The sequence below is a fragment of the Bacillus sp. OK048 genome (genome assembly GCF_900103525.1).
Classification (GTDB): domain Bacteria; phylum Bacillota; class Bacilli; order Bacillales; family Cytobacillaceae; genus Neobacillus.
In genome coordinates this window covers 12,428-35,464 of sequence record NZ_FNHN01000010.1, presented here as the reverse complement: position 1 = coordinate 35,464, position 23,037 = coordinate 12,428, and the positions used below count along the sequence as shown (strand labels likewise).

Genomic DNA, 23,037 nt, shown 5'->3' with positions numbered 1-23,037 from the left:
GTAAATATGAATGCTCCGATGGTTTATGAACTTCGCCGTCCAAAAGAGTTAGATCCTACTAAAAAATATCCTGCGTTGTTTATTATGCATGGGATTGGCAGTAATGAACAAAACATGCTGTCCTTAGTTGAAGGAATAGATGAACAGTTTTTTATTTTTAGTATTCGCGGTCATCTCTCACAGCCACCAGGCTTTGCCTTTTTCACGATACAAGGGTACGGCAAACCTCATCGAGAAGTGTTCGATGAAGGAGTTAATAAGCTGACAAGCTTTATCGACTATGCTTGCGAACAATATCCGCTAGATAAATCTCAGTTGTACTTGTTAGGTTTTAGCCAAGGTGCGATTTTAGCGATGACGCTTGGGTTAACATTAGGAAATAAAATAAAAGGCATTGTTGCTCTAAGTGGTTACATTCCTGCCTTTGTAAAAGAAGAGTACGATATTAAACCTGTTGATGAAGTATCAGTATTTATATCACATGGTGAAATGGATCAAGTTCTGCCATTTGAGTGGGGTTTAGCCAATAACGAATATTTTCGCCAATTAGGTGCTAAAGTAACTTTTAACACCTATCAAGAAGGACATAGTGTTTCATTAAAGAACCTGCAAGATTTTACAAACTGGTTATTACAAGATTTAGAAAAATAATTTATTAATGGAGAGGAAGAAAATGATGAAAAAAATAGAAGTAAGTACATTAATTTTACGTTTAGTATTAGGGGTTACATTTTTTGTCCATGGGTTAGTGAAATTTCAGGGAGGAATTGAAAATATCGTTGGTTGGTTTGATTCCATCGGATTACCAGGGGTTCTAGCATATGGAGTTGCCTCGTTAGAAATGGTTGGCGGAATTGCATTAGTGGTTGGATTAGGAAGTAGAATTGTATCAGCATTATTTGTTTTACTTATGCTTGGAGCAACAGTATCGGCGAAATTAGCAGGCGGCTTTTTAGGAAATGGTCAAGGTGCTGGTTGGGAATTGGATTTAGCATTACTTGTTATGGCATTATTTATTGCGATCAACGACAGTAAAATGTTTGCTCTAGATAAAGTTTTTTTCAAAGGACAAAATAACCAAACACAATCACTATAATACTGGAGGCGTATTACCATGATGCCATCACTCTTTATCGCTCACGGTGCACCGTTGCTTGCCATTGAAAAAAATGAGTATACTCAATTTTTACAACAACTGGGTCAATCGTTGCCACGTCCTAAAGCAATTGTATTATTTTCTGCCCATTGGGAGTCTAACGCACAAAAAGTAAGTGAAGTTAATCAGTATGATACGATTTATGACTTCGGTGGTTTTGATCCTGAGCTTTATACCATTAAATACCCAGCACAAGGTGAGTTGGAAGTGTCTAAAGAAATACAGGAATTGTTCAATAAGAATGGAATTCCGTTTGAAGTGGACATGAAACGCGGATTAGATCACGGAGCATGGGTAGTACTTCGTTTACTATACCCGAATGCAGATGTTCCGGTCATCGCGATGTCGGTTAATCCTAACCTGACTCCAGCTGAACAGTATAAAATTGGTAAGTCTCTTGCTGCATTACGTGCTGACGATGTATTAATTATTGGAAGCGGGGGAACCGTCCATAACCTAAGAGCTGTAAGCTGGGGGGACGATGGCTCCGTTCATCAATGGGCACTTGAGTTTGATGATTGGATTGCACATCATCTTCATACATGGGATACGGATTCACTATTTAAGTATGATACACTTGCCCCCAATGCTGAATTTGCAGTACCGAAGTTTGGAAACGAACACTTTGTTCCGCTATTTTACGCAATGGGAGCTGCTGATGATAACCGAAAAGCTGCCTTAATCCATCGAAGCTACAGGTATGGAAACCTAAGCCATAGCGTATGGCAATTTGGATGATTGTAAAAAGTAACACTAACTCAAAGTTAGTGTTATTTTTCTATAAGTTCTTATCCATTGAAATATTTGTATGTTTATTGATATAATAATTTAGTTATTAATATAGAGTAGGTATAAAAGTTAATAAGGTGGTTTATATGAGTCAAAATTATAGAGTATTATTATATTATAAATATGTCACGCTAGAAAACCCGGAAGAAGTTCAACAAGAGCATCTTCAATTTTGTAATGAGTTAGGCTTAAAGGGTCGAATTATTCTGGCAGCAGAAGGAATTAACGGTACTGTTTCAGGTACGCCTGAACAAACGGATGCCTATATGAAATATATGGATGAGCATCCCCTTTTTGCAGGTACGATTTTTAAAATTGATGAAGCAAAAGAGCATGCTTTCAAAAAAATGCGCGTTCGTTTAAGACCCGAGCTGGTTACATTACGTCTAGAAGACGATGTTGATCCACATGTAACAACAGGCAAGCATTTAAAACCGAAAGAGTTTTTCGAAGCGATGCAAAGAGAAGATACCGTTGTGATTGATGCCCGGAATGATTATGAATATGATTTAGGTCACTTTAGAGGTGCTGTTCGCCCCGATATCTTAAATTTCCGTGATCTACCAGACTGGATTAGGGAAAATAAGCAAGAGTTCGAAGGTAAGAAGATTCTCACTTATTGTACGGGCGGCATTCGCTGTGAAAAATTTTCTGGTTGGCTATTAAATGAAGGTTTTGAAGATGTTTCACAATTAGAAGGCGGCATTGTTACGTACGGAAAAGACCCAGAAGTTCAAGGAGAATTATGGGATGGTCAGCTTTATGTTTTTGATGAGCGTATTAGCGTGCCTGTAAATCAAAAAGAGCATGTGGTGGTCGGGAAGGATTATTTCACTGGTGAACCATGTGAGCGTTATGTAAACTGTGCAAATCCAGCGTGTAATAAAAAAATTCTATGTTCTGAAGAAAATGAACATCTTCATTTACGAAGCTGTTCACATGAATGCAGAACACACCCACGAAATCGCTATGTTGCACAACACGGTTTAACAGAAGAAGAAGTAAACGAAAGATTAATGAATCTCCAAGCATAAAAGAAAGGCTGTCCACTCATATTTAGAGTAGACAGCCTTTTCTTATTTTTTCGCTAATACATCGGTTGATTTAACAAGTTCATTGTATATCACAGTGGTTAGGCTATGATCACCTTTGCTGTCATGACCGGCTTCCCACAACATCATTCCGCCAAAACCGTGATCAAGTGCTAAATTGGTTTTCTTCTGAATGGTGTTAACACCATTGTAATGATATGTGGTTCCATTCATACTCACGGTGTCATTTGCAGCATTTGCTGGATCCTGATTTATGATAGCTGCATAGGAAATCTGCTTAGTGGCAGGGTCTTCAGGCTGTGCATAAAATGGAACACCTAAAACAAGCTTTTCTTTCGGCAGGTTATTGTCATCAAAAAGAGTTGCCCAATAGTTTACAATTTTCTCCGTAAACGGATAAGGAGATAGATTGGCAGCATTATAGCCGCCATCCCACTGACCATCATAAGCCATAATGTTTACATGATCGACATGCTGAAACATCGAGGGTTCATAAACGACAAAGCCCATTTCGGTGCCTGTCACCGCATGAATTTTTGCATAAACAGCGATAGAAAGCTCTTTACCCTTGGGTTGTAGCTGATTACTTAACTCGTTGGTAAAAGCAGCCAAGTTAGCTGCGTCTGCTTTTGAACGTGGGTGCTCAAAATCGATATCAATACCATCAAGGTTTTCACGGTCGACTATACTAGTAAGCTCATTTACGAGTCGCGTTCTTGATTCAGGATTGCTAATGGCGGTTTTAAATGGTTCGTAAGATTTCCCGCCATTGATATGAAACCAGCCGCCAACGGCTAAAATCACTTTGGTATTGTGTTCTTTCGCTTTATTAACCATTGTTCGCAAATTATTTATCGCAGAATCGCCATTTAGCAGAATACCACCCTCTGCGGTCGGATGAGCAAACGAAAAGATAACATGCGTTAACTTGGAGTAATCCACGACATTCGGATCACGGAAATCCTGAACATAACCCACTAATACTTTCGATTCCTCTAAACTTTCTTGAGGAATTTCTTTTTTTTCAAGATTTTTAACTGATTTAGGTGATTCTTTTATTTTTAGCGGTGTAGATGCTTGTTCAGCTTTATTGGTTGAATAAATGATTCCTGTATAAATGCCTCCTATGAAGGTAAATAAAATTACCAGGGCTAGGAGGACTCTGTGTTTTTTCATAGATTGTATTCCTCCCTATTATTCTCTGTATCTATATATTTTATCAAAAAATAGAAGGAAGAAGTGCTGGTAATATCCACCTTGCCGAAAATAGGTAATTTTCTAGTCTGAATTTCTTGTTTAATAAGCTCAAATATTGTCTAATTAAAATAGGTTGTTTTTTAAGAAAAGAGCCTTTAAGTTAGACATCCAAAGTAAAGGAGAATCACTTTTCGTGTGGGCTGTTGGTATAGGAATTATCTTGGTATATAATTTATTGATTTTTTATATTGGCTATAATCTTTGGGTTTGGTTTAAAAACATTAGTGGCGATCGAAAGAGTATAAAAATTATTTTCTGGATTGTGTTGGTTATTTTTGCTTATTCTTTTGTTTTTTCGCGCTGGCTGAATGAGAGCTTATTTTTATCTTGGCTGGGTGCTATCTGGCTATCGTTATTTTATTTTCTAATCCTGCTCCTTCCAATAGCTAATATTGCTGTTTTTGTACGAAGATTTACAAATATACAGAAAGAAAAGTTTATCAAGGGGACTGGATATACAATTTTAGCTGTGATTGTTTGTTCATTTATGTTTGGAATGTATAATGCATACAGTCCAACAGCCAAAACCTATCAAATTCATATTCCGAAGCAGGTAGAAGGGAAGCAGAGCTTAAAAATTATCATGGCCTCGGATATGCATTTCGGCGATTTATCTGGTGAAGGCCAGGCAAAAAAACTGGTAGAGTATATCAATGGTCAGAAGCCTGACCTTGTCTTGTTCCCTGGGGATATTATTGACGATGATATAACACCGTTTCTTGAGGAAGGAATTCCGGAGTTATTGAAGCAAATCCAAGCACCTGTCTATGCTTCTCTTGGGAATCATGATCGTGATAATGTTGATCTTGTTAAGATTTTTAATAACAGCGGTATGAAGGTTTTAGATGATGAAGTATTAAATCTTCCCGAGGGGATTACTTTGGTGGGTAGAAAAGATAAAGGATACCGGGACGTTGTAAGAGCAGAGCTTTCCGATTTAATGAAGCAGGTGGACTTATCAAAACCAGTCTTTCTTCTTGAACATCAACCTTATGATTTAGATATCGCCGAAAAAAACGGGGTAGACCTAATCCTATCGGGTCACACCCATCGAGGGCAGGTAGTTCCAGGTAACCTGATTACCAATAAAATTTTTGAAAATGATTGGGGCTACTTGAAAAAAGGTGAGCTGCAATCCATTGTCTCTTCTGGATACGGTGTCTGGGGCTTGCCGCTTAGGATTGGAACTAGATCAGAAATTGTCCAAATCAACGTTACGTTTGAACCTTAACAGGTAAAAAAATCCATCTTAATTGATGGATTTTTTTAATCCGCTCTTTGACAGTGTTTTTTTATAAGTATGAGAATATCATTTACTAATACGCATTCATTTGCTGTATTTAAATGTAAGCGCTTTATTTATGTAAAGGAGTGAAGATAATGGAAAAACTAACTTCTTCTGAGGTCCAAGAAAAGTTATCCTCCGTTCCCAATTGGAGATTAACCGATGAAAAATGGATTGAACGAAAGTATCGTTTTCGTGACTATCTAAAAGGGGTCGATTTTGTCCTACAGGTCGCAAATCTTTCAGAGCAGGTTAACCATCACCCATTTATTTCAATAGATTATAAGGTCGTTACTGTAAGAATTTCATCGTGGCACGCAAGGGGCTTAACAGTTTTAGATTTTGACTTAGCTAGAAAATATGATGAATATTATCTACAAATATAAAGTTAATTTTCTTGTAAAGGGAGAGATCTATAAATGGAAGAAGAAACAAAAAAAATTCCAAGGCATTTACAGAAGTATGTAGTCGATCAACAATATGAAAAGTACACACCCATTGATCATGCCGTCTGGCGATATGTCATGAGACAAAACCATCATTATTTAAAAGATACCGCTCACCAAGCATATGTTGGCGGGTTAAAGTCATCCGGTATTTCAGTTGAGAAAATACCAAATGTAAGTGATATGAACAAGGCTTTAGCACCTTTTGGATGGGGAGCGGCAAATATTGATGGCTTTATCCCAGGAGTTATATTTTTCGACTTTCAAGCACATGGAATCCTGCCGATTGCCTCTGATATTCGTAAACTAGAAAACATCCAATATACACCAGCCCCAGATATTATTCATGAAGCGGCTGGTCATGCACCGATTTTATCTGAAGAAAAATTCTCGGAGTATGTAAAGCTTTTTGGACAAATAGGATCAAAAGCATTGGCTACCAGTGAGGAACATGAGTTATTTGAAGCTGTTCGCACCTATTCGAATTTATTGGAAAGCGGAAAAGCGACAAAAGCGGAAATTGAAGCAGCCAAAGCATATTTTGAAGAAAAGCAGGTCGCAGTTACACAATTATCAGAAGCAGAACAAATTTCTCGTCTATATTGGTGGACTGTTGAATACGGACTCATTGGAACCATTCAGGATCCTCAAATCTATGGTGCTGGGCTATTATCTTCTGTTTCGGAAGGAAGAAACAGTCTAACGGCTTCTGTCAAGAAACTACCATTTGACCTCCAAACGGTTATTGGAACCGGATTTGATATTACCAAACCGCAGCCACAGCTTTTTGTGTGTGACAGCTTTGATCAATTAATAAATGCTGTAAATGAATTTGCAGAAACTATGGCTTTTAAAATTGGTGGTACTCAAAGCTTAGACAAAGCTCTTCGATCTAATCATACCGCGACGATTCAATATAATTCTGGACTACAACTTACAGGAACTTTAAAAAGGATCATAAAGAATGAAAATGGGGAAGCGATTTACATCCAAACAGATGGTCCGTCAGCCCTGGCATATAATAATATCGAATTGGCCGGACATGGGAAAAACACACACAAAGATGGTTTCGGTGCACCGATTGGAAGACTGTTACATTCAGTAAAGCCATTTGAAGAGCAAACAGATGCGGAACTTAAAAATGGTGGAATTGTGATAGGGAAGGGATCCACTCTTGTTTATGAGTGTGGAATTAAGGTTAGCGGGACCCCAATCCAATTTATTCGTAAAGATGGCAAACTTCTGCTCATTTCTTTTAAAGACTGTACTGTTTCATTAGCTGATCAAATTCTATTCCACCCAGATTGGGGTACCTATGATTTGGCAATTGGAGAGTGTATCATTTCAGTTTTTGCGGGTGCTGCAGATTCTGAACAATTTTATGCGGATGTAGAAGAAATCGAGACGAAACCTCTTGTTAACAGGGAGTTAAATCCGTTAGAAGTGTTATATGGAAGAGTTAGAGAAATTCGTAAAACCATGGGTAAGGACATGGAAACATTATTAGAAGAAGTGATTCAAGAATTAACAAATAATTACAAGGACGATTGGTTACTACGGATTGAAGTGATGGAGCTGTTAGTTAAAAATAACCTCTTAGCAGCTAAACAGTTATTACTTAAAAAACAACTAGAAGATATAAAACTACTACACGAAGAGTATCCTGTGTTAATCGAGAGGGGTCTACTATTAACCAATTTCTAATATACAACCACTTGCCGCCCATCTATTCCTCTTTAAAGGAGAATAGATGGGCGGTATTTATAATGGATAATAATGAAGATGACAATAGCTTACTCGTGATAAGTGTATCTCATAAAGGGCACACTAAAGAAAAAGGTAAAATAAGGTGAAATGTAATGAAATTACTATGTATAGATGGCGGTGGGATTCGAGGTATTTTTGCGATAGCCATTTTACAAGCATTAGAAGAAGATGTAGGTCATCCGATAGGCGAATTCTTTGATGTTGTTGCAGGGACCAGTACTGGTGCAATCATCGCTGCCTCAGTTTCCCTGAATAAAAAGATGAAGGAAGTTCATGAAAGTTACCATCTTTATGGAGAGAAGATCTTCAAAAGACAGGCAAAGGTTGGGCTTTTTAAAAGCGTCTATAGTGATCGATCCCTTAGGCACCTTTTAAAAAAATCATTCGGTGATTTAGAATTGTATGATATTCACACGCCACTGCTTATTCCAGCTGTAGACATTACACATGGAAAACCATTTATACACCGCTCTAACTTTGGGCACCCTGAAAATGGTGATTTATCAATAAAACTTTGGGATGCAGTTCTTTCCTCTTGCTCGGCACCTGTCTATTTTCCGCCCAACAAAATAGGAAATGAATATTTATCGATTGATGGCGGGTTATGGGCAAATAATCCTTCATTAGTTGGCCTTACCGAAGCCATTCATTATTTCCAAAAAGGAATGGATGATATTCAAATCTTTTCACTTGGCACAGGCTTACAAAATATTGATTTTACAAATGACAAGGAAAAGTATTGGGGGATTAATCAATGGCTGCCTTTTAATATCCCATCCATGAAGGTGACTCCGAAACTTCTCGATTTAGCACTTCATTTGTCTTCCGAATCGGTATCCTATCATTGTAAGCTTCTTCTGGGGGACCACTATCTTCGAATTAATGAAGAATTAGGCGAGGAAGTTCCGTTTGACGAAGTGAGGTATATGGATGTCCTAAGTGAGTTAGGAAGAAGTGTTTTTTATAAACAGAAAGATGCAATCTTAACTTTTATTGAAAATTGAAAAATAAATGGTAGTATTAAACAAAGAATTTGTAAAAAAGCATATAGCCAATTAGGGTTTTTAAGTAATTATATAATTTTCCCCTTTTGATACCATACTATTTCAGGAGGTGAAGTAAGTACATGTATAAATTGTTGTCTCATAATGATCTAGATGGTGTAGGTTGTGGAATTTTAGCAAAACTGGCATTTGGGGATGATGTCAAAGTACGTTACAATTCCATTTCGGGCTTAAATCGTGAGGTAGAATGGTTTCTAGAAAATGATGATAAGAATACATTTTTGTTTATCACAGATTTGTCTGTAAACGAAAAAAATGAACAGAGGCTAAACGAGTTTTTTGAAAATGGGGGCAAAGTGCAGCTAATTGACCATCATAAAACAGCGCTGCATTATAACGATTATCAATGGGGGCATGTGATAGTTGAGGATGAAGAGGGAAAATTAACATCCGCGACATCCTTATTGTATGACTATCTTATTTCGTACAAACTGATAGTTCCTACAAGCGCGATAACAGAATTTGTCGAGCTTGTTAGGCAATATGATACATGGGAATGGGAAAAAAATGAGAACCAGGAAGCTCAACGTTTAAATGCTTTGTTTTATCTTGTTTCTATTGATGAATTTGAAGAAAAAATGATTTCACGGCTCCAAACAAGCGACAACTTTCATTTTGATGAATTCGAAAAGAGAATATTAGATATGGAAGAAGATAAAATTGATCGCTATATCCGCAGGAAAAGGAGGGAGCTAGTTCAGACACAGATAGATGGGCTTTATGCTGGTGTAGTTTATGCAGAATCGTATCACTCTGAACTTGGAAATGAGCTTGGTAAGGAATATCCTCATCTAGATTACATAGCCATATTGAATATTGGCGGAAAACGCATGGGGTTCAGGACAATTCATGATAATGTTGATGTATCCGAGGTCGCTGGGCAATATGGAGGCGGTGGGCATGCAAAGGCATCAGGGTGCTCTTTAAACGAAGAGGCATATAAAAACTTTGTGACTGAAACCTTTCATTTAGAACCCTTCCCGGAGGATGCGAGACGGAACAGATATAATCTAAAGGGTTCGACGTTCGGAACTTTGTATAAAAATAGAAGTGAGGAGATTTTCCTTCTATTTAAAGGTAATGATCAAGAATGGACGATTGAACAAAATCATCAAAGATTAGATGAAACCTTTGCTAATTTTGAAGAAGGCGAGAGCTTCTTAAAAAGATACCATGAAGTTCGGCTGGTAAAAGACGATGATTTTGTTCAATATTTAATGGACCATATAAAAAAATAAAAATAAATCCTCCTAGAACATTATGGTTTTAGGTGGATTTAGTATGCGTTTACGAGTCGATTAACCGAAAAAACAAGAAATATAACTAATATTTAATGTGAAAAAGGGTAAAGTAAAGAAAAATAGAAATAAATAAATGTTTTGGAGGAGAGAACATGAGAAAAAAAAGTATTAATTTGAAGGGGATAACTGTCTCTTATAACGAAAAAGGGAAGGGAAACCCAATTGTCCTTCTCCACGGCTTTTGTGGCAGCAAAGGGTATTGGGATAATTTGATTACTACGTTATCAGAACATTACCGAGTGATTGCTCTAGACCTTCCAGGTCATGGTGAATCTGCTAACCTTGAGGGGACCGGAACGATTGAAGATATCGCAGATCATATTAAGGATGTACTTGACTATTTGCATATACCGCAAGTGACAATGTTTGGCCATTCCTTAGGCGGCTATATTACTCTAGCTTTTGCGGAGAAGTATAGTCAAATGGTAAATGGGTTTTCACTGATCCATTCTACGGCTTCCCCGGATACAGAAGAAGCAAAAAAGGGAAGAGAAACTGGTGTTGAAAAAGTTAAACAAGAAGGGATTACGACTTTTATTGATGGGTTGATACCAAAACTTTTCTCACCTGATAACGTTGAAAAAAATAAAAATGATATTAAAACAGCAAAGGAAATTGGCTATACAACTTCATCACAAGGTGCAATGAAAACATTAATAGCGATGAAAAACCGTCCAGACCGTTATCATGTTTTAGAAAGTGCAGCAATTCCAGTCCTATTAATAGCTGGAGAGAAGGATCAAATTATCCCTCCTGAAAAGACATTTTCAGTTAACAAATCAACTATTAAACATGTCTTACTAAAAGATTCTGGGCATATGAGCATGTATGAAAACCCATCTGAATTAAACCATCAAATGATGGAGTTTTTGAATGCCTTGAAATAGTGAACAAAAAAATCCACTCTTTGGTGGATTTTATTTTTTTGAGTTTACATATTCCATAACCATTTCAACAGTAACATTTTTCTTGATGGGTATGATTCTCAAGTTAATTTTATTCATTTTATTGGTTACTTCATTTATTTTATCAGTTGAAAAAGGTTTACCTTGTTTACATAATTCAACAGCTTCTTCAATATATTGCTCACGCTGCTGATCCCATGCTAAAAACTGCTGATAACTTTTATTTTGATTTTCTGCATGCTTCATTAAATCCTTATGTACGCTCATGATTTCACTCCTCAAAATGGTAACTGATATAATAATACCATAATTTATTAAAAGGAAGGAGGCAATACACATCAACAAGATTTATTGATTTAACCATGCTAGTGATATCAAGGGAGCTATTTCATTTTAGCGATTGCTTCAGTGACAACAAATGCAAGATCATCATTTCCAAACAAAGATAAAACACCAAGAAGTGTTTCGTCACCAATTGCTCCAGCTTCATCTTTAGGTACCACTAATTCCATTGCTTCCTTTAAAGCTATATTTGAGGTCTGATTAGGGTAGGCACGCAAATACAATTCCTCAGGATTTAGATCATGATTGACACACCATTGAGCAAATACCAGGATCATCATTTTTTCCTCACCCTGGTAGTTCTGAATAATTTTTTCTTCTAATTGTTTTTTATCCATTAAAAATTCTCCTTTAAAAACATCATTAATTTATTATATAGGATTTTTATAAACAGAAGGGAGGAGACTTTTAAAAAGTTAGGTAATGCGATGATAAACATACTCAATAAGTGCAATTAACATAACTGCGTAAAATATAAATTTGACGCAGTTATGTTAATAAGCTAAAATATATAGCGAGGTGTTTATATGGTAAATAATGCAAATCAAACAAATTATAAAAAACTCCAGTTCTTACTTCAAGAATTACCCTGGTATGTTGATGAATACATAAATCATAAATTACGAAAGCTTTCCACGTCATCACTTTTTAATTACTGCCACGACTATAAAATCTTTTTCAATTGGATGATCAGCGAACAATTATGGCATGGCAACATCAAAGATATCCCAATGCAGCGTTTGGAGCAATTAACGGTTATAGAGGTTGATGGCTTTTTAAACTTTCTACACTACCAATTAAATAATAAAGAACTTACTATTAATCGGAAATTATCCGCTTTGAAATCACTGTTCAATTACTTACAAAATATTGCTGAAACGTCTGACTTTAAACCATATATTAATCGAAATGTAATGGCGAAAATTGAATTTAATGAAGTCAAAGATAGTATGGAAACGAAAGCAACGAAAATGGAAGGGAAAATTCTGCTTGGTGATGAATATGAAAAATTCCGCTTATTTATTGCCAATGATTATGGTGAATTAAACAAAGAAAACAAGCGGTTGTATAACTTTTATCAATTAAATAGAGAACGTGATACAGCAATTGTATCATTAATCCTAGGATCAGGCCTCCGGCTTTCGGAGTTGGTGGGGATTGATTTAGACGATATTGATTTTAGCAAGTATTGTGTGCGCGTTATCCGTAAAGGAAATAAAGAACAATTCGTTTATTTTAGCCAGGTGGCCATGGCAGATTTGCAAGAATACTTGACTGTAAGAACCGCCAAATATAACGTTGATAAAAATGAAAAGGCATTATTTGTTAGTGGACCGACTGGACCAAAAGTATCATCACAAAGACTAAAAGCTCGAGCCGTTGAATATCTGATTGAAAAATATGCAACAGCGTTTGGTAAACCATCATTATCCGTACATAAACTAAGACATTCCTTTGCAACTAGATACCATGCTGAGATTAACGATGTCCCTAAATTACGGAGACAATTAGGTCACTCATCGATTCAAACGACGATGATTTACACACATATTAGAAACGATGATTTAAAAATTGCTGTTGATAAAATGGATATGCCAAAAGAACAATAATTGAATGGAGCTGCTATGAGCAGCTTTATTCTTCAGTTTACATAATGTAATTATAGTAAATAAATTGAACGAAAACTCATTCTGTCTCAATTCCCAAGTATACTTAAGATAATGAGACGGGATTAAAAATTTTCTACAGCTTTAGCTTTCCTTTTTCGTCTGAACATTTGCGGTACTGAAATTCCATTTACCATCGCCGTACTTCCATGTAGACTCAACATAGGCAATGTTATCCGCATTCGCAATTCCAGTTATCCTTTGAATTCCTTTTAAGATAAACTCCCCTGTAGTTAATTTAACTGGCTTTAGCGAATTAAATGAGTTTACAGTTAATTCCATTGGTTCATTTAACTTTCCTTTATAGTAAAATCCTAGTTTTTTGTAATATTTTTTTCTATCCTTTAAATCAAATAAATAGGTTTTTCCTGTTAGACCTATCGTTATTTTTGCTTTATATCCGTCTTCATACATGCTTTCTATTTCTAAAGGTTCAGGGACTGTTAAATCTTTTCTAATGAAATCCTTCAATGTATATAAATAATTGAGCGTGATCCCTTCCCCTCCCCTACCACCTGTTAGGACATTAGCAAATAAATCTTTCACTCCGTCTTTGTTTAAATCTACCAGCTTAAGAGATGCTTTAGAGCCGCTGTCTAGCGGCATTGTATACTTTTTATCATCCTCAGTCGAGATATCTATATATATTTCTTTTAAATATTTATCATTACCTTGGTATGGAACACCTTTTAATTGGATTGTCTCGTTAATTCCATCTCCAGTGACATCACCTTCATATTTTGAAATAGTGACAGTTTTGGCTTTTTCTTCGAAGGCATGAACACCGGTAATAGCCGTTACAGACATGAGAAAAAATACAGAAGCAACTAGTAGTAAATCTTTTTTCATCCTTTTCCCCTCCAAAAACTGATACATGTAGTATGCCCTAATATTGGAAAAAACATAAAAAAGACTCCCGTAATTTTTGGGAGTCTTTGCATTTATGATGATTCACCTGTTTTTGTTGGACCTTCAACCTTCCAAATGGTCGTTACTTTACCATTATCCGTTTCATCAAGGATGAATGAACCGTTCGAATATCGGTCATTTAATCGAATTTCACTCGTTAAAAGTGTTTCGATTTGTCCCTTTTCACTTTGGATAGATACAGTATCTTGGTCATCTACAACAACAAAACCGATGACACGATGTGGATTTGATTTAAGCTCTCGTAAAATAACAACGCCACGCTTGGCACGTGTTGTTTTTTCAAATTCCTTAAGCTTCATCCGCTTGACAGATCCGCGTTGTGTAGCAATTACAATGGTTTCCTTATTATCTGGAGTAATAATTTTCCCACCAATGACAGCATCGCCGTCCTTTAAATTGATACCTTTAACACCGGCTGCTCTTACACCAACAATACTTATTTCTTCTTCATGGAACCATAATGCATAGCCAAAATTAGAAATCAAGAAAATTTCTTTTGAGCCATCTGTCAAATGTACATCAACAACCTGATCATCATCCTTTAGATTAACCCCAACTAATGGCTTTGAATAACGTTGTGCTTTGTATTGTTTCAGTTCGGTTTTCTTAACCATCCCATTTTTCGTTACAAAAACGAGATACGCATTTATCTCAAATTCTTTTACAGGAATCACTTGAATAATATCTTCATCACGTTCAATTGGAATGATATTAGCAATATGCTGCCCTAGGTCCTTCCAGCGGATATCTGGCAGTTCGTGAACTGGACAGTATAAGTAATTACCTTTATTCGTAAAGAGCAAGACTACGTCCTTTGTATTCACATCAAGCTGTGCTATTACGCGGTCGGACTCCTTCATTGCAAGGTCTTGACCATTTGAAGCAGCAAAAGAACGCTGGCTTGTCCGTTTGACATAACCCTCTTTTGTGACAGTAACGATCACATCTTCACTTGGCACCGTCACTTCAAGATTAATTTTCAACTCTTCAATCTCTGCCTCAATTTTTGAACGACGCGCATCTGCGAAACGTTTTTTTACGTCTTTTAATTCTTTTTTTATGGTAGAAATAAGCTTCTTTTCACTTAATAAAATAGAAGTCCACTCTTCAATTTTCGAGGCTAATTCAGCTGCTTCAGTCTGTAATGCCGTAATATCCGTATTGGTTAAGCGATAAAGCTGTAAGGAAACAATTGCTTCTGCTTGGGCCTCGGTAAACGCAAATTTTGCAATTAAATTGTCCTTTGCATTTCGTTTATCCTTGGAAGCCCGAATAGTTGCGATAACTTGATCGAGGATTGATAGTGCCTTCATTAACCCTTCAACGATATGCTGACGTTCCTTTGCTTTGTTTAACTCATACTGGGTCCTACGCGTTATTACTTCCTTTTGGTGTTCAATGTAAGCATCCAATAATTCACGAATACCTAATAATTTTGGACGCTTTTGCGAGATAGCGACCATATTAAAATTGTACGTCACTTGCAAATCACTGTTTTTATATAAGTAATTAAGGACACCTTGGGCATCTGCGTCTTTTTTTAATTCAATAACGATTCTAAGACCCGTTCTGTCTGTTTCATCACGAACCTCTGACATTCCTTCAATTTTACGGTCAAAACGGAATTCATCGATTTTTTTAACAAGATTTGCTTTATTGATTTCATAGGGGATTTCCGTTACAACAATCTGCTGTTTCCCTCCACGAACATCCTCTATTTCTGCTTTACTGCGAATAATGATTTTCCCTTTACCCGTTTCATAGGCCTTTTTAATCCCATCTATACCTTGGATAATTCCTCCAGTAGGAAAATCAGGTCCCTTTATTACCTTCATAATATCATCAACCGATGAGTCTGGGTGGTCCATTCTCAAGATCACACCATCGATTACCTCCCCAAGGTGGTGTGGAGGAATATCCGTTGCATACCCTGCTGATATTCCGGTTGAGCCGTTTACAAGCAAGTTCGGAAACATTGCTGGTAAAACGGTTGGTTCCTTTGATGTATCATCGAAGTTAGGTATAAAATCTACCGTTTGCTTGTCAATATCGCGAAGTAATTCAGCGGAAATCGCCGATAAACGTGCCTCAGTATAACGCATCGCTGCAGGAGGGTCTCCATCAACGCTTCCGTTGTTTCCATGCATTTGGATCAATACATTTCTAACCTTCCAGTCCTGGCTCATCCGCACCATTGCATCATATACGGATGTATCTCCATGAGGATGATAGTTACCAATTACGTTACCAACTGTTTTTGCAGCTTTTCTGAAACCTTTTTCAAATGTATTACCTTCAAAATGCATCGCATACAATATTCTTCGTTGTACTGGCTTTAAGCCGTCCCTTGCATCAGGAAGGGCTCGTTCTTGAATAATATACTTACTATATCTTCCAAAACGATCGCCGATTACATCCTCTAGAGGTAAGTCACGGAATATCTCATTTGTGCTCATTCTTCAGATTCCTCCCGGGCGACAGTAATATTTTCATTTTCTAGGATGGTGTCATCTTCCTCTAGACCAAAGGCCACATTACTTTCGATCCATTTTCGTCGCGGTTCAACTTTATCACCCATTAAGGTGGTAATCCGTCGTTCTGCTCTAGCTGCATCATCTATTTTTACACGAATTAAAGTTCGTGTTTCAGGGTTCATCGTTGTATCCCATAGCTGGTCTGCATTCATTTCACCAAGACCTTTATACCGTTGAATCATATAGCCTTTGCCAATCTTCTGAATGGCACCTTGAAGTTCATCATCACTCCAAGCATATTCAATGACTTCCTTTTTACCAGAACCTTTACTTACTTTATATAAAGGCGGTAATGCGATAAACACTTTACCAGCTTCAATAAGCGGCTTCATATAACGATAGAAAAACGTTAACAGTAAGACTTGGATATGTGCTCCGTCAGTATCAGCATCTGTCATAATAATAACTTTAGCGTAATTGGCATCTTCCAAATTAAAATCAGAACCTACTCCAGCACCAACAGTATGAATAATCGTATTGATTTCCTCATTCTTAAAAATATCGGCTAATTTTGCTTTTTCAGTATTAATTACTTTACCACGAAGTGGAAGAACTGCCTGAAACCGTCGGTCACGCCCCTGTTTGGCAGAACCTCCAGCAGAGTCACCCTCAACCAAATAAATCTCATTTCTTTGTGGATTTCTCGATTGAGCAGGTGTAAGCTTTCCAGATAGAAGAGCATCTGAACGCTTTCTCTTTTTACCGCTTCTAGCGTCCTCGCGTGCTTTCCGTGCTGCTTCTCGAGCCTGATAAGCTTTAATAGATTTTTTAATCAACAACGAGCTAATATTGGGGTTCTCTTCAAGGAAATAGGTTAGGTGTTCAGAAACGACCGCGTCTACTGAAGATCTTGCTTCACTCGTTCCTAATTTACTTTTTGTTTGACCTTCAAACTGTAATAAATCCTCTGGTATTCTTACCGAAATAATCGCAGATAAACCTTCGCGGATATCTGCCCCTTCAAGATTCTTTTCCTTTTCTTTTAAAAAGGAAACCTTACGTGCATATTCATTGAAAACACGCGTCATTGCTGTCCTTGACCCAACTTCATGAGTACCGCCGTCTCTCGTACGGACATTGTTTACAAACGAAAGCATGTTTTCTGAATAGCCATCATTAAATTGAAAGGCAAAATCAACTTCAATCCCATTATGACTTCCTTCGAAGCTGATAACCGGATGAAGCAACTCTTTATCTTCATTTAAGTAGGATACAAAGGCTTCAATCCCATTTTGATAGTGAAAAACCTCATGAAAATCATTTCGATCATCGATGATTTCTATCTTTAATCCTTTTAAAAGAAAGGCAGATTCTCTTAACCTTTCACATAAGGTTTCAAAATTATAAGTTATGCTAGAAAAGATAGTTGGATCTGGTTTAAAGTGAATCGTTGTACCGGTTTGATTGGTTTTCCCGATTTTCTCCAAGGTCGTAACCGGTTTACCTCCGTTTTCAAAACGTTGCTCATAAACAAAACCATCTCTTTTGATGGTTACGGTCAACCACTCAGATAACGCGTTAACAACAGAGGCACCAACACCATGTAAACCACCGCTAGTTTTATAACCGCCTTGACCGAATTTACCCCCTGCATGAAGGATCGTTAAAATGACTTCAGGTGTCGGTTTTCCCATTTTATGCATGCCAGTTGGCATTCCGCGTCCTCTATCCATTACGCTGATTGAATTATCTTTATGGATTCTAACAATGATTTGGTCCCCGAATCCTCCTAGAGCCTCATCGACAGAGTTATCTACAATCTCGAATACAAGATGGTGTAAACCGCGCGTATCAGTGCTCCCAATATACATTCCTGGTCGCTTTCTGACGGCCTCCAGTCCCTCTAGTACCTGTATGGCATCATCATTATATTCAAAAGCCTTCTGATTTCTTGCCACTAAAATACCCCTTTCATTCCCTACAAAAAGAAAAAACATTCTTGTTTGCTATCTTTATAAGTATATTTATCATTCGTGTAAAATTCTTTCCATAACTTAGAACGAATGTTTGCCGCTTATAATTGTATCACACATGTAGGCGGCGTCTATGCTTTATTTTAGCGATTTATTTCGATTTGGCAAATGTCTAATTTGAAACAACCTATTTTTGTAACATAATTTTAAGTGAAAAAAAGAAAAAAACTGCCAAACTTTAGCAGTTTTCTTTCACTTTATTATTATTTTGTTAAAGCGTGAGCTACTTTTATACAAAGGTCCATTATGACTGTATATCCCTTATCCTTTAGAAACGAAGAAGCTTCTTCGTTTACTAAGCCTTGCTGCGCCCAAAAAACATCAGCATCGATTTCATCAAATTCCTTTGCTACGTCAAACAATTGCTCTGATCGGCGGAAAACATTGACGATATCAATATGTCCTTCAATATCCTTTAATGAGGCAACCGCTTTCACACCAAGGACTTGATCGACCGTTGGATTAACTGGAATGATATCATATCCTGCTTTTTGCATAACCTCTGAAACCATATAAGAGGTTCTGTCCGGTTTGTCACTTAAACCGACAACTGCAATACGTTTAGATTTTTTTAAAATTGCTCCAATTTCTGCTAATGATGGATTTTCAACTGCCATGAAATAAACACTTCCTTTATTTCCTTAATTTTACTTCCCCTTTACTATATCATAGTTAGGTTTGCTGTAAAAAAAAACAGCTTCCGAATTTCGGAAGCATGGTTTAAACATCAATTTCAGCTTCTGCTTTCGGAACAATTAAACTGAACTTTGCACCTTCTTCTGTATTTTCAACATTAACAAGTCCATTCATATTTTCAATAATCATTCTTGTCATATACAAGCCAATACCCGTTCCATGGTGCTTGGTTGTAAAATAAGGTTCGAACAATTTTGGAAGTAAAACTTCCTCAATCCCGCCAGCATTATCAATAAAATCTACATTAATCGAGCTATCAAGCGAACGAATCATAATATCCACTCTTCGATTTGCGACTTCATTCATTATGAATGCGTCACGTGCATTCATTAAGATGTTTAGAACAACTTGACTATACTCATTAGGAAATCCAAAGGCCAAATGCTGTCCTCGAAACTCAAAATTAACATGGATATGATGCTCCTTGAGGCTAGGAGAAAAGATCATCAGTGCTTCTTCAATCGAATCAGAAACAGAAAAGCTGGTTTTTTCATTGTTTGGTTGATAGAATTTCCGAAAATCCTTGATCGTCCGCGACATATGTTTAATTTGATTCATGCTTTCTTGTGTGAATTGATCAATATATTGGTCGTTTATTTCTCCAAATTGGACAGCTTCTTTTACGTCTTGGATTAACAGCGAAAGACTATTAAGTGGCTGCTGCCAAAGATGGCCAATACTTGTAATCATTTCGCCCATCGCTGCCAGTTTGGAATGCTGAATAAGGGTATGATCCTTCTGTCTATTATTTGCTACTTCTTCATTCACTCTGTTTTCTAAGGAACTTATCTCAGCCTCAAATTTTCCTTCTAATTCCCGGTAGTTGTCTTCACTTTTTTTTAGCTGGTCTACAAGCCGATTACACTTACTACTATATTTAAAAATAAACATAATGAGGATTCCAATTACTAAGATAATGGAAAAATAAAAACCTAGCACTTTTTTACCACCCCTTCAATTGGAAAAACTGTTACACAGTTACTTCCCATTTGTTTGGATGTATAAAGCGCTTCTTCTGCCTCTAAAATAAGATCAGTTTTCTTTTTACCAGCTGAAAACTCCGCGATACCAAAACTGCAGGTGATAGTACCTATATCAGGAAAAGCAAAACTATTTATTAATGACAGAATCGATTCTGCAAGGACACATGCTCCTTGACGATTAGTTTCCGGTGTCAATAATATAAATTCTTCTCCGCCCCAACGGGCAAAGATATCACTCTCCCTAATCCTCTGTTGAACGATGGTCGAAATGGTTGAGAGAACTACATCACCTTTTTGGTGTCCAAGATACGTATTAACCTTCCTAATATAGTCAACTTCTAAGAGAATAATTGAAAATGGACGACTATACCGTTCTGATCTACTTATTTCACTCGATAATACTTCCTCGAACTTAAACCGATTCATACATTTTGTTACTGGATCGATATTCGATAGCCTCTTATTAAGTTGAATCTGATATACAGATTTTTGGATGGCTAGTAAAAACTGTTCAAGATCAATAGGTTTTAAGATGAAATGGTTGACGTTATTTTCAAGCGATTGGATAAAGATATCATTATCATCATGTGCTGTAGTAACAATAATTTGCACCTTTTCATTATGGCTCCGAACCTTTTCAATCATGGCTAAACTGTTCATTTGATTCATTTTAATATCTGCGATAATTAAATCTGGGAGGTGCCGTTTATATAGCAGAAATCCTTGTTCACCGTCAATGGCAAAATGGACTTCTGAAAAACGGCGATTTAGTACACGCAATAATTTCTCACGTGTAAACAGTTCATCTTCTACATATAGGACCTTGACATCCTGGTATTGATAATTATGGGATTGTGGTACAGTTATGGCCATGATTCTCACCTCTTTTATAGTTTTGAAATATATAACAAAAACCGACCAATAATATGATCGATGGCCCGATTAAGTTCGTTTTATTAAATTATATTTCCTGACGTCAATGATTTTCAATCGATAAAGAAATGGTTTGAAAATTCTCCATATCTTTGTAATAAAATAGACTCTAATTGTTCTTAACTTAGACAGAATAGTAAAATGAAATCGAGTACAAAAAAAAATAGACCAGAAACCTGGTCTATTTTTGTGTTACTGCCGTATTAGGGTCCATATTTATCGCGGTCCAAGCTGTCTGATCCCCGAAGAACCTTGACCAAGAAGCCACTCCAGCAAGTTGGTATTCAGCTGCAAGGGTCGCACGTTTAGTTAATGATAATTCATCCTCTAGCCAAACTTTATAGGTTGCCTTCTCCACTTCAGAATAAAATTCTGCATAGTTTTGACCGCTCTTTTCATCGTAAATCGGCTGCAGACCTTTTTCAGCCAGCCATGCTTTCATTTTAGCCATGGACATAGACTGCGAGCTTACCTCTGTCGTGCCATCCTCTTTTATCTGTTCTTTCCAAAGTCTTGTATACAGAGGAACACCGAGGATCAACTTTTCTTTTGGAACTTCTTTCAACAAGTTTTGCAGGTTCATTTCTACCCATGGAAGACTCGATACACTGCCAGCAACAGGAGATGAGCCCGGATGTTCATCATAAGCCATGATGATAAGGTAATCGACAATACCTGCAAGTTTGTTTCTTTCATAAAAGGATGACCAATTGTTGTTTTCCCCACCATAAAAGGTGATGTCCATGGATACAACTAATCCCGCTTCATGTAAATAAGGGGTTGCTTCACGCATGAGTTGGGTAACGAGCGGTCCATCTGCTGGATATACATTTTCAATATCAAAGTTAATCCCTTGTAATTGATACATTTGACTGAAATGAAGCAGCTGAATAATAATGGATTGACGTGTTTCAAAGTCTTTTAACGCTTCATGTGTCATTACTGGGTCAAAGGAATTTGAAAATAACCCCCAAACTTGATACCCCTTAGACTGTGCCCATTTACTATAATCTAAGGATGCTAAATTTTTAATGCTTCCGTCATTCCCTGACAAGGAGAACCACGTTGGAGAAACGACATTCACACCCAACATATCTGGTATTTGAGAATGATCTGGGTTTTTTGTATAGACAGCTTCCCAGGTCAATTGAACCGGTCCATTCATTTTCGGAACAGCAACTGTATTGCTTGGATGTGAAATTGTGATTGTCACCTCGTTGTTTTTCTCAACATATTTCTTTTTGATGTACCCACTCATTCCATTATCTTTTCTCACTAAATAAAAATCCGCATTCTCATCCTCTATCATCACAGCTTCGCGGTTTGACATCTCCGCTGTATAAGGTGCTTTTAGGGAAGGATCAGTTCGTAATCTCAAGTTCTCTTGGTGTACTTCTTCCTTGGTTATTTTCCCTTGTATATAGGAATCACCGTCTTTTTGAATCCAAAATGCTCCAGTCTCTTCTAACATCTTATATTGAATTGGATAATAAGAAAGCAGCGGGTCAATTGCCACAAAAATTTGACCTTCATTCATAATAATCGGTGATACCTGCAGCTCTATGGGCTTTTGATTAACATAAAATGTCAAGGATTCTGTTGGCATTTGGATTACCTTTTCGGCGGTAGTAATAATGATTGACTTGGACTTTTCATCAAAAATAATTGTCTTATCTATGTGTTCTTGCATAAATGAAAGCGGGAGAAAGATTGAGTCCCCTTCGAGTAGTGCATTTCCCTGTTGAGTTCCCTGAAAAAGGATTGGATTTTTTCCAGTAAAATAAGATGCTTTTTCCTTAGAGGCAAACGGATATAATAAAAAAAGAATGGAAGATGCAATTATAATAATTGCTATCATCAATCCTCCAAGGATCCATTTTTGTGATAAAGATTTCTTTGTATTGTATTCAATTTGTGGCATTTTTTCTTCCTCCTCCTCTCTATCGTACGGTATCCA

21 protein-coding genes are annotated in these 23,037 nt (G+C 36.9%); 11 read left to right on the top strand and 10 right to left on the bottom strand.

The annotated features are described in order from the left end of the window. The first annotated feature begins 6 nt into the window (after positions 1-6). From BLR86_RS17920 to BLR86_RS17905, 4 genes are all read left to right on the top strand, one after another. Positions 7-651, top strand: a complete 645-nt coding sequence (locus tag BLR86_RS17920) for an alpha/beta hydrolase (RefSeq protein WP_090764508.1) — start codon at positions 7-9, stop codon at positions 649-651. Positions 652-673: 22 nt separating this feature from the next. Continuing rightward, positions 674-1,096, top strand: a complete 423-nt coding sequence (locus BLR86_RS17915; RefSeq protein ID WP_090764505.1) for a DoxX family protein — start codon at positions 674-676, stop codon at positions 1,094-1,096. Between the two features lie 18 nt (positions 1,097-1,114). Beyond that, positions 1,115-1,894: a dioxygenase family protein gene (locus tag BLR86_RS17910; protein WP_090764502.1), complete on the top strand. Its 780-nt coding sequence runs from the start codon at positions 1,115-1,117 to the stop codon at positions 1,892-1,894. A gap of 137 nt (positions 1,895-2,031) precedes the next feature. Then, positions 2,032-2,979 (top strand): oxygen-dependent tRNA uridine(34) hydroxylase TrhO, encoded by a 948-nt coding sequence (locus tag BLR86_RS17905; RefSeq protein ID WP_090764500.1) that lies wholly within the window; start codon positions 2,032-2,034, stop codon positions 2,977-2,979. Positions 2,980-3,021: 42 nt separating this feature from the next. Here the strand turns inward: BLR86_RS17905 and BLR86_RS17900 are convergent, their stop codons facing one another. Then, positions 3,022-4,173: a glycoside hydrolase family 18 protein gene (locus tag BLR86_RS17900; protein ID WP_090764497.1), complete on the bottom strand. Its 1,152-nt coding sequence runs from the start codon at positions 4,171-4,173 to the stop codon at positions 3,022-3,024. 214 nt (positions 4,174-4,387) lie between these two features. On the opposite strand from BLR86_RS17900, the gene BLR86_RS17895 reads away from it, so the two are divergent. The 6 genes from BLR86_RS17895 (at position 4,388) to BLR86_RS17870 (ending at position 11,004) form a co-directional block, all read left to right on the top strand. Then, on the top strand, positions 4,388-5,485 hold the full coding sequence (locus BLR86_RS17895; RefSeq protein WP_090764495.1) for a metallophosphoesterase: 1,098 nt from the start codon (positions 4,388-4,390) through the stop codon (positions 5,483-5,485). 149 nt (positions 5,486-5,634) lie between these two features. Next, positions 5,635-5,925, top strand: a complete 291-nt coding sequence (locus BLR86_RS17890) for a 4a-hydroxytetrahydrobiopterin dehydratase (protein ID WP_090764493.1) — start codon at positions 5,635-5,637, stop codon at positions 5,923-5,925. A 33-nt stretch (positions 5,926-5,958) separates the two neighbouring features. Next, a complete protein-coding gene (locus tag BLR86_RS17885) occupies positions 5,959-7,689 on the top strand; it encodes an aromatic amino acid hydroxylase (RefSeq protein WP_090764490.1) in 1,731 nt (576 codons plus the stop codon). Positions 7,690-7,844: 155 nt separating this feature from the next. After that, entirely contained in the window at positions 7,845-8,756 is a 912-nt protein-coding gene (locus BLR86_RS17880; RefSeq protein WP_090764487.1) for a CBASS cGAMP-activated phospholipase, read from the top strand. Between the two features lie 122 nt (positions 8,757-8,878). After that, on the top strand, positions 8,879-10,054 hold the full coding sequence (locus BLR86_RS17875) for a DHH family phosphoesterase (protein WP_090764484.1): 1,176 nt from the start codon (positions 8,879-8,881) through the stop codon (positions 10,052-10,054). A gap of 155 nt (positions 10,055-10,209) precedes the next feature. Further along, positions 10,210-11,004, top strand: coding sequence for an alpha/beta fold hydrolase (locus BLR86_RS17870; protein WP_090764481.1), 795 nt, complete (start codon positions 10,210-10,212; stop codon positions 11,002-11,004). 30 nt (positions 11,005-11,034) lie between these two features. Here the strand turns inward: BLR86_RS17870 and BLR86_RS17865 are convergent, their stop codons facing one another. Beyond that, entirely contained in the window at positions 11,035-11,289 is a 255-nt protein-coding gene (locus BLR86_RS17865; RefSeq protein WP_090764478.1) for a DUF2533 family protein, read from the bottom strand. Between the two features lie 116 nt (positions 11,290-11,405). Then, on the bottom strand, positions 11,406-11,702 hold the full coding sequence (locus BLR86_RS17860; RefSeq protein WP_090764475.1) for a hypothetical protein: 297 nt from the start codon (positions 11,700-11,702) through the stop codon (positions 11,406-11,408). A gap of 189 nt (positions 11,703-11,891) precedes the next feature. Between BLR86_RS17860 and xerS the strand changes: the two genes are divergently transcribed. After that, positions 11,892-12,974, top strand: coding sequence for a tyrosine recombinase XerS (xerS, locus tag BLR86_RS17855; protein ID WP_090764472.1), 1,083 nt, complete (start codon positions 11,892-11,894; stop codon positions 12,972-12,974). Positions 12,975-13,115: 141 nt separating this feature from the next. Here the strand turns inward: xerS and BLR86_RS17850 are convergent, their stop codons facing one another. The 7 genes from BLR86_RS17850 to BLR86_RS17820 all read right to left on the bottom strand — a co-directional run bounded on the left by BLR86_RS17850 (position 13,116) and on the right by BLR86_RS17820 (position 23,001). Further along, on the bottom strand, positions 13,116-13,880 hold the full coding sequence (locus BLR86_RS17850; protein WP_090764469.1) for a hypothetical protein: 765 nt from the start codon (positions 13,878-13,880) through the stop codon (positions 13,116-13,118). A gap of 92 nt (positions 13,881-13,972) precedes the next feature. Further along, positions 13,973-16,417, bottom strand: coding sequence for a DNA topoisomerase IV subunit A (gene parC / locus BLR86_RS17845; RefSeq protein ID WP_090764466.1), 2,445 nt, complete (start codon positions 16,415-16,417; stop codon positions 13,973-13,975). Next, positions 16,414-18,393 carry a DNA topoisomerase IV subunit B gene (gene parE, locus BLR86_RS17840; RefSeq protein WP_090764463.1) on the bottom strand — a complete coding sequence of 660 codons (1,980 nt, stop codon included), beginning with the start codon at positions 18,391-18,393 and terminating at the stop codon, positions 16,414-16,416. The genes parC and parE overlap by 4 nt, the downstream gene beginning before the upstream one ends. A 278-nt stretch (positions 18,394-18,671) precedes the next feature. Further along, on the bottom strand, positions 18,672-19,085 hold the full coding sequence (locus tag BLR86_RS17835; protein ID WP_090764460.1) for a CoA-binding protein: 414 nt from the start codon (positions 19,083-19,085) through the stop codon (positions 18,672-18,674). 103 nt (positions 19,086-19,188) lie between these two features. Beyond that, on the bottom strand, positions 19,189-20,103 hold the full coding sequence (locus BLR86_RS17830; RefSeq protein WP_090764457.1) for a sensor histidine kinase: 915 nt from the start codon (positions 20,101-20,103) through the stop codon (positions 19,189-19,191). Continuing rightward, positions 20,097-21,020, bottom strand: coding sequence for a GGDEF domain-containing protein (locus BLR86_RS17825; protein ID WP_090764454.1), 924 nt, complete (start codon positions 21,018-21,020; stop codon positions 20,097-20,099). The genes BLR86_RS17830 and BLR86_RS17825 overlap by 7 nt, the downstream gene beginning before the upstream one ends. A 241-nt stretch (positions 21,021-21,261) precedes the next feature. Continuing rightward, positions 21,262-23,001 carry a glycosyl hydrolase family 18 protein gene (locus BLR86_RS17820; protein ID WP_090764452.1) on the bottom strand — a complete coding sequence of 580 codons (1,740 nt, stop codon included), beginning with the start codon at positions 22,999-23,001 and terminating at the stop codon, positions 21,262-21,264. Positions 23,002-23,037: the final 36 nt, after the last annotated feature.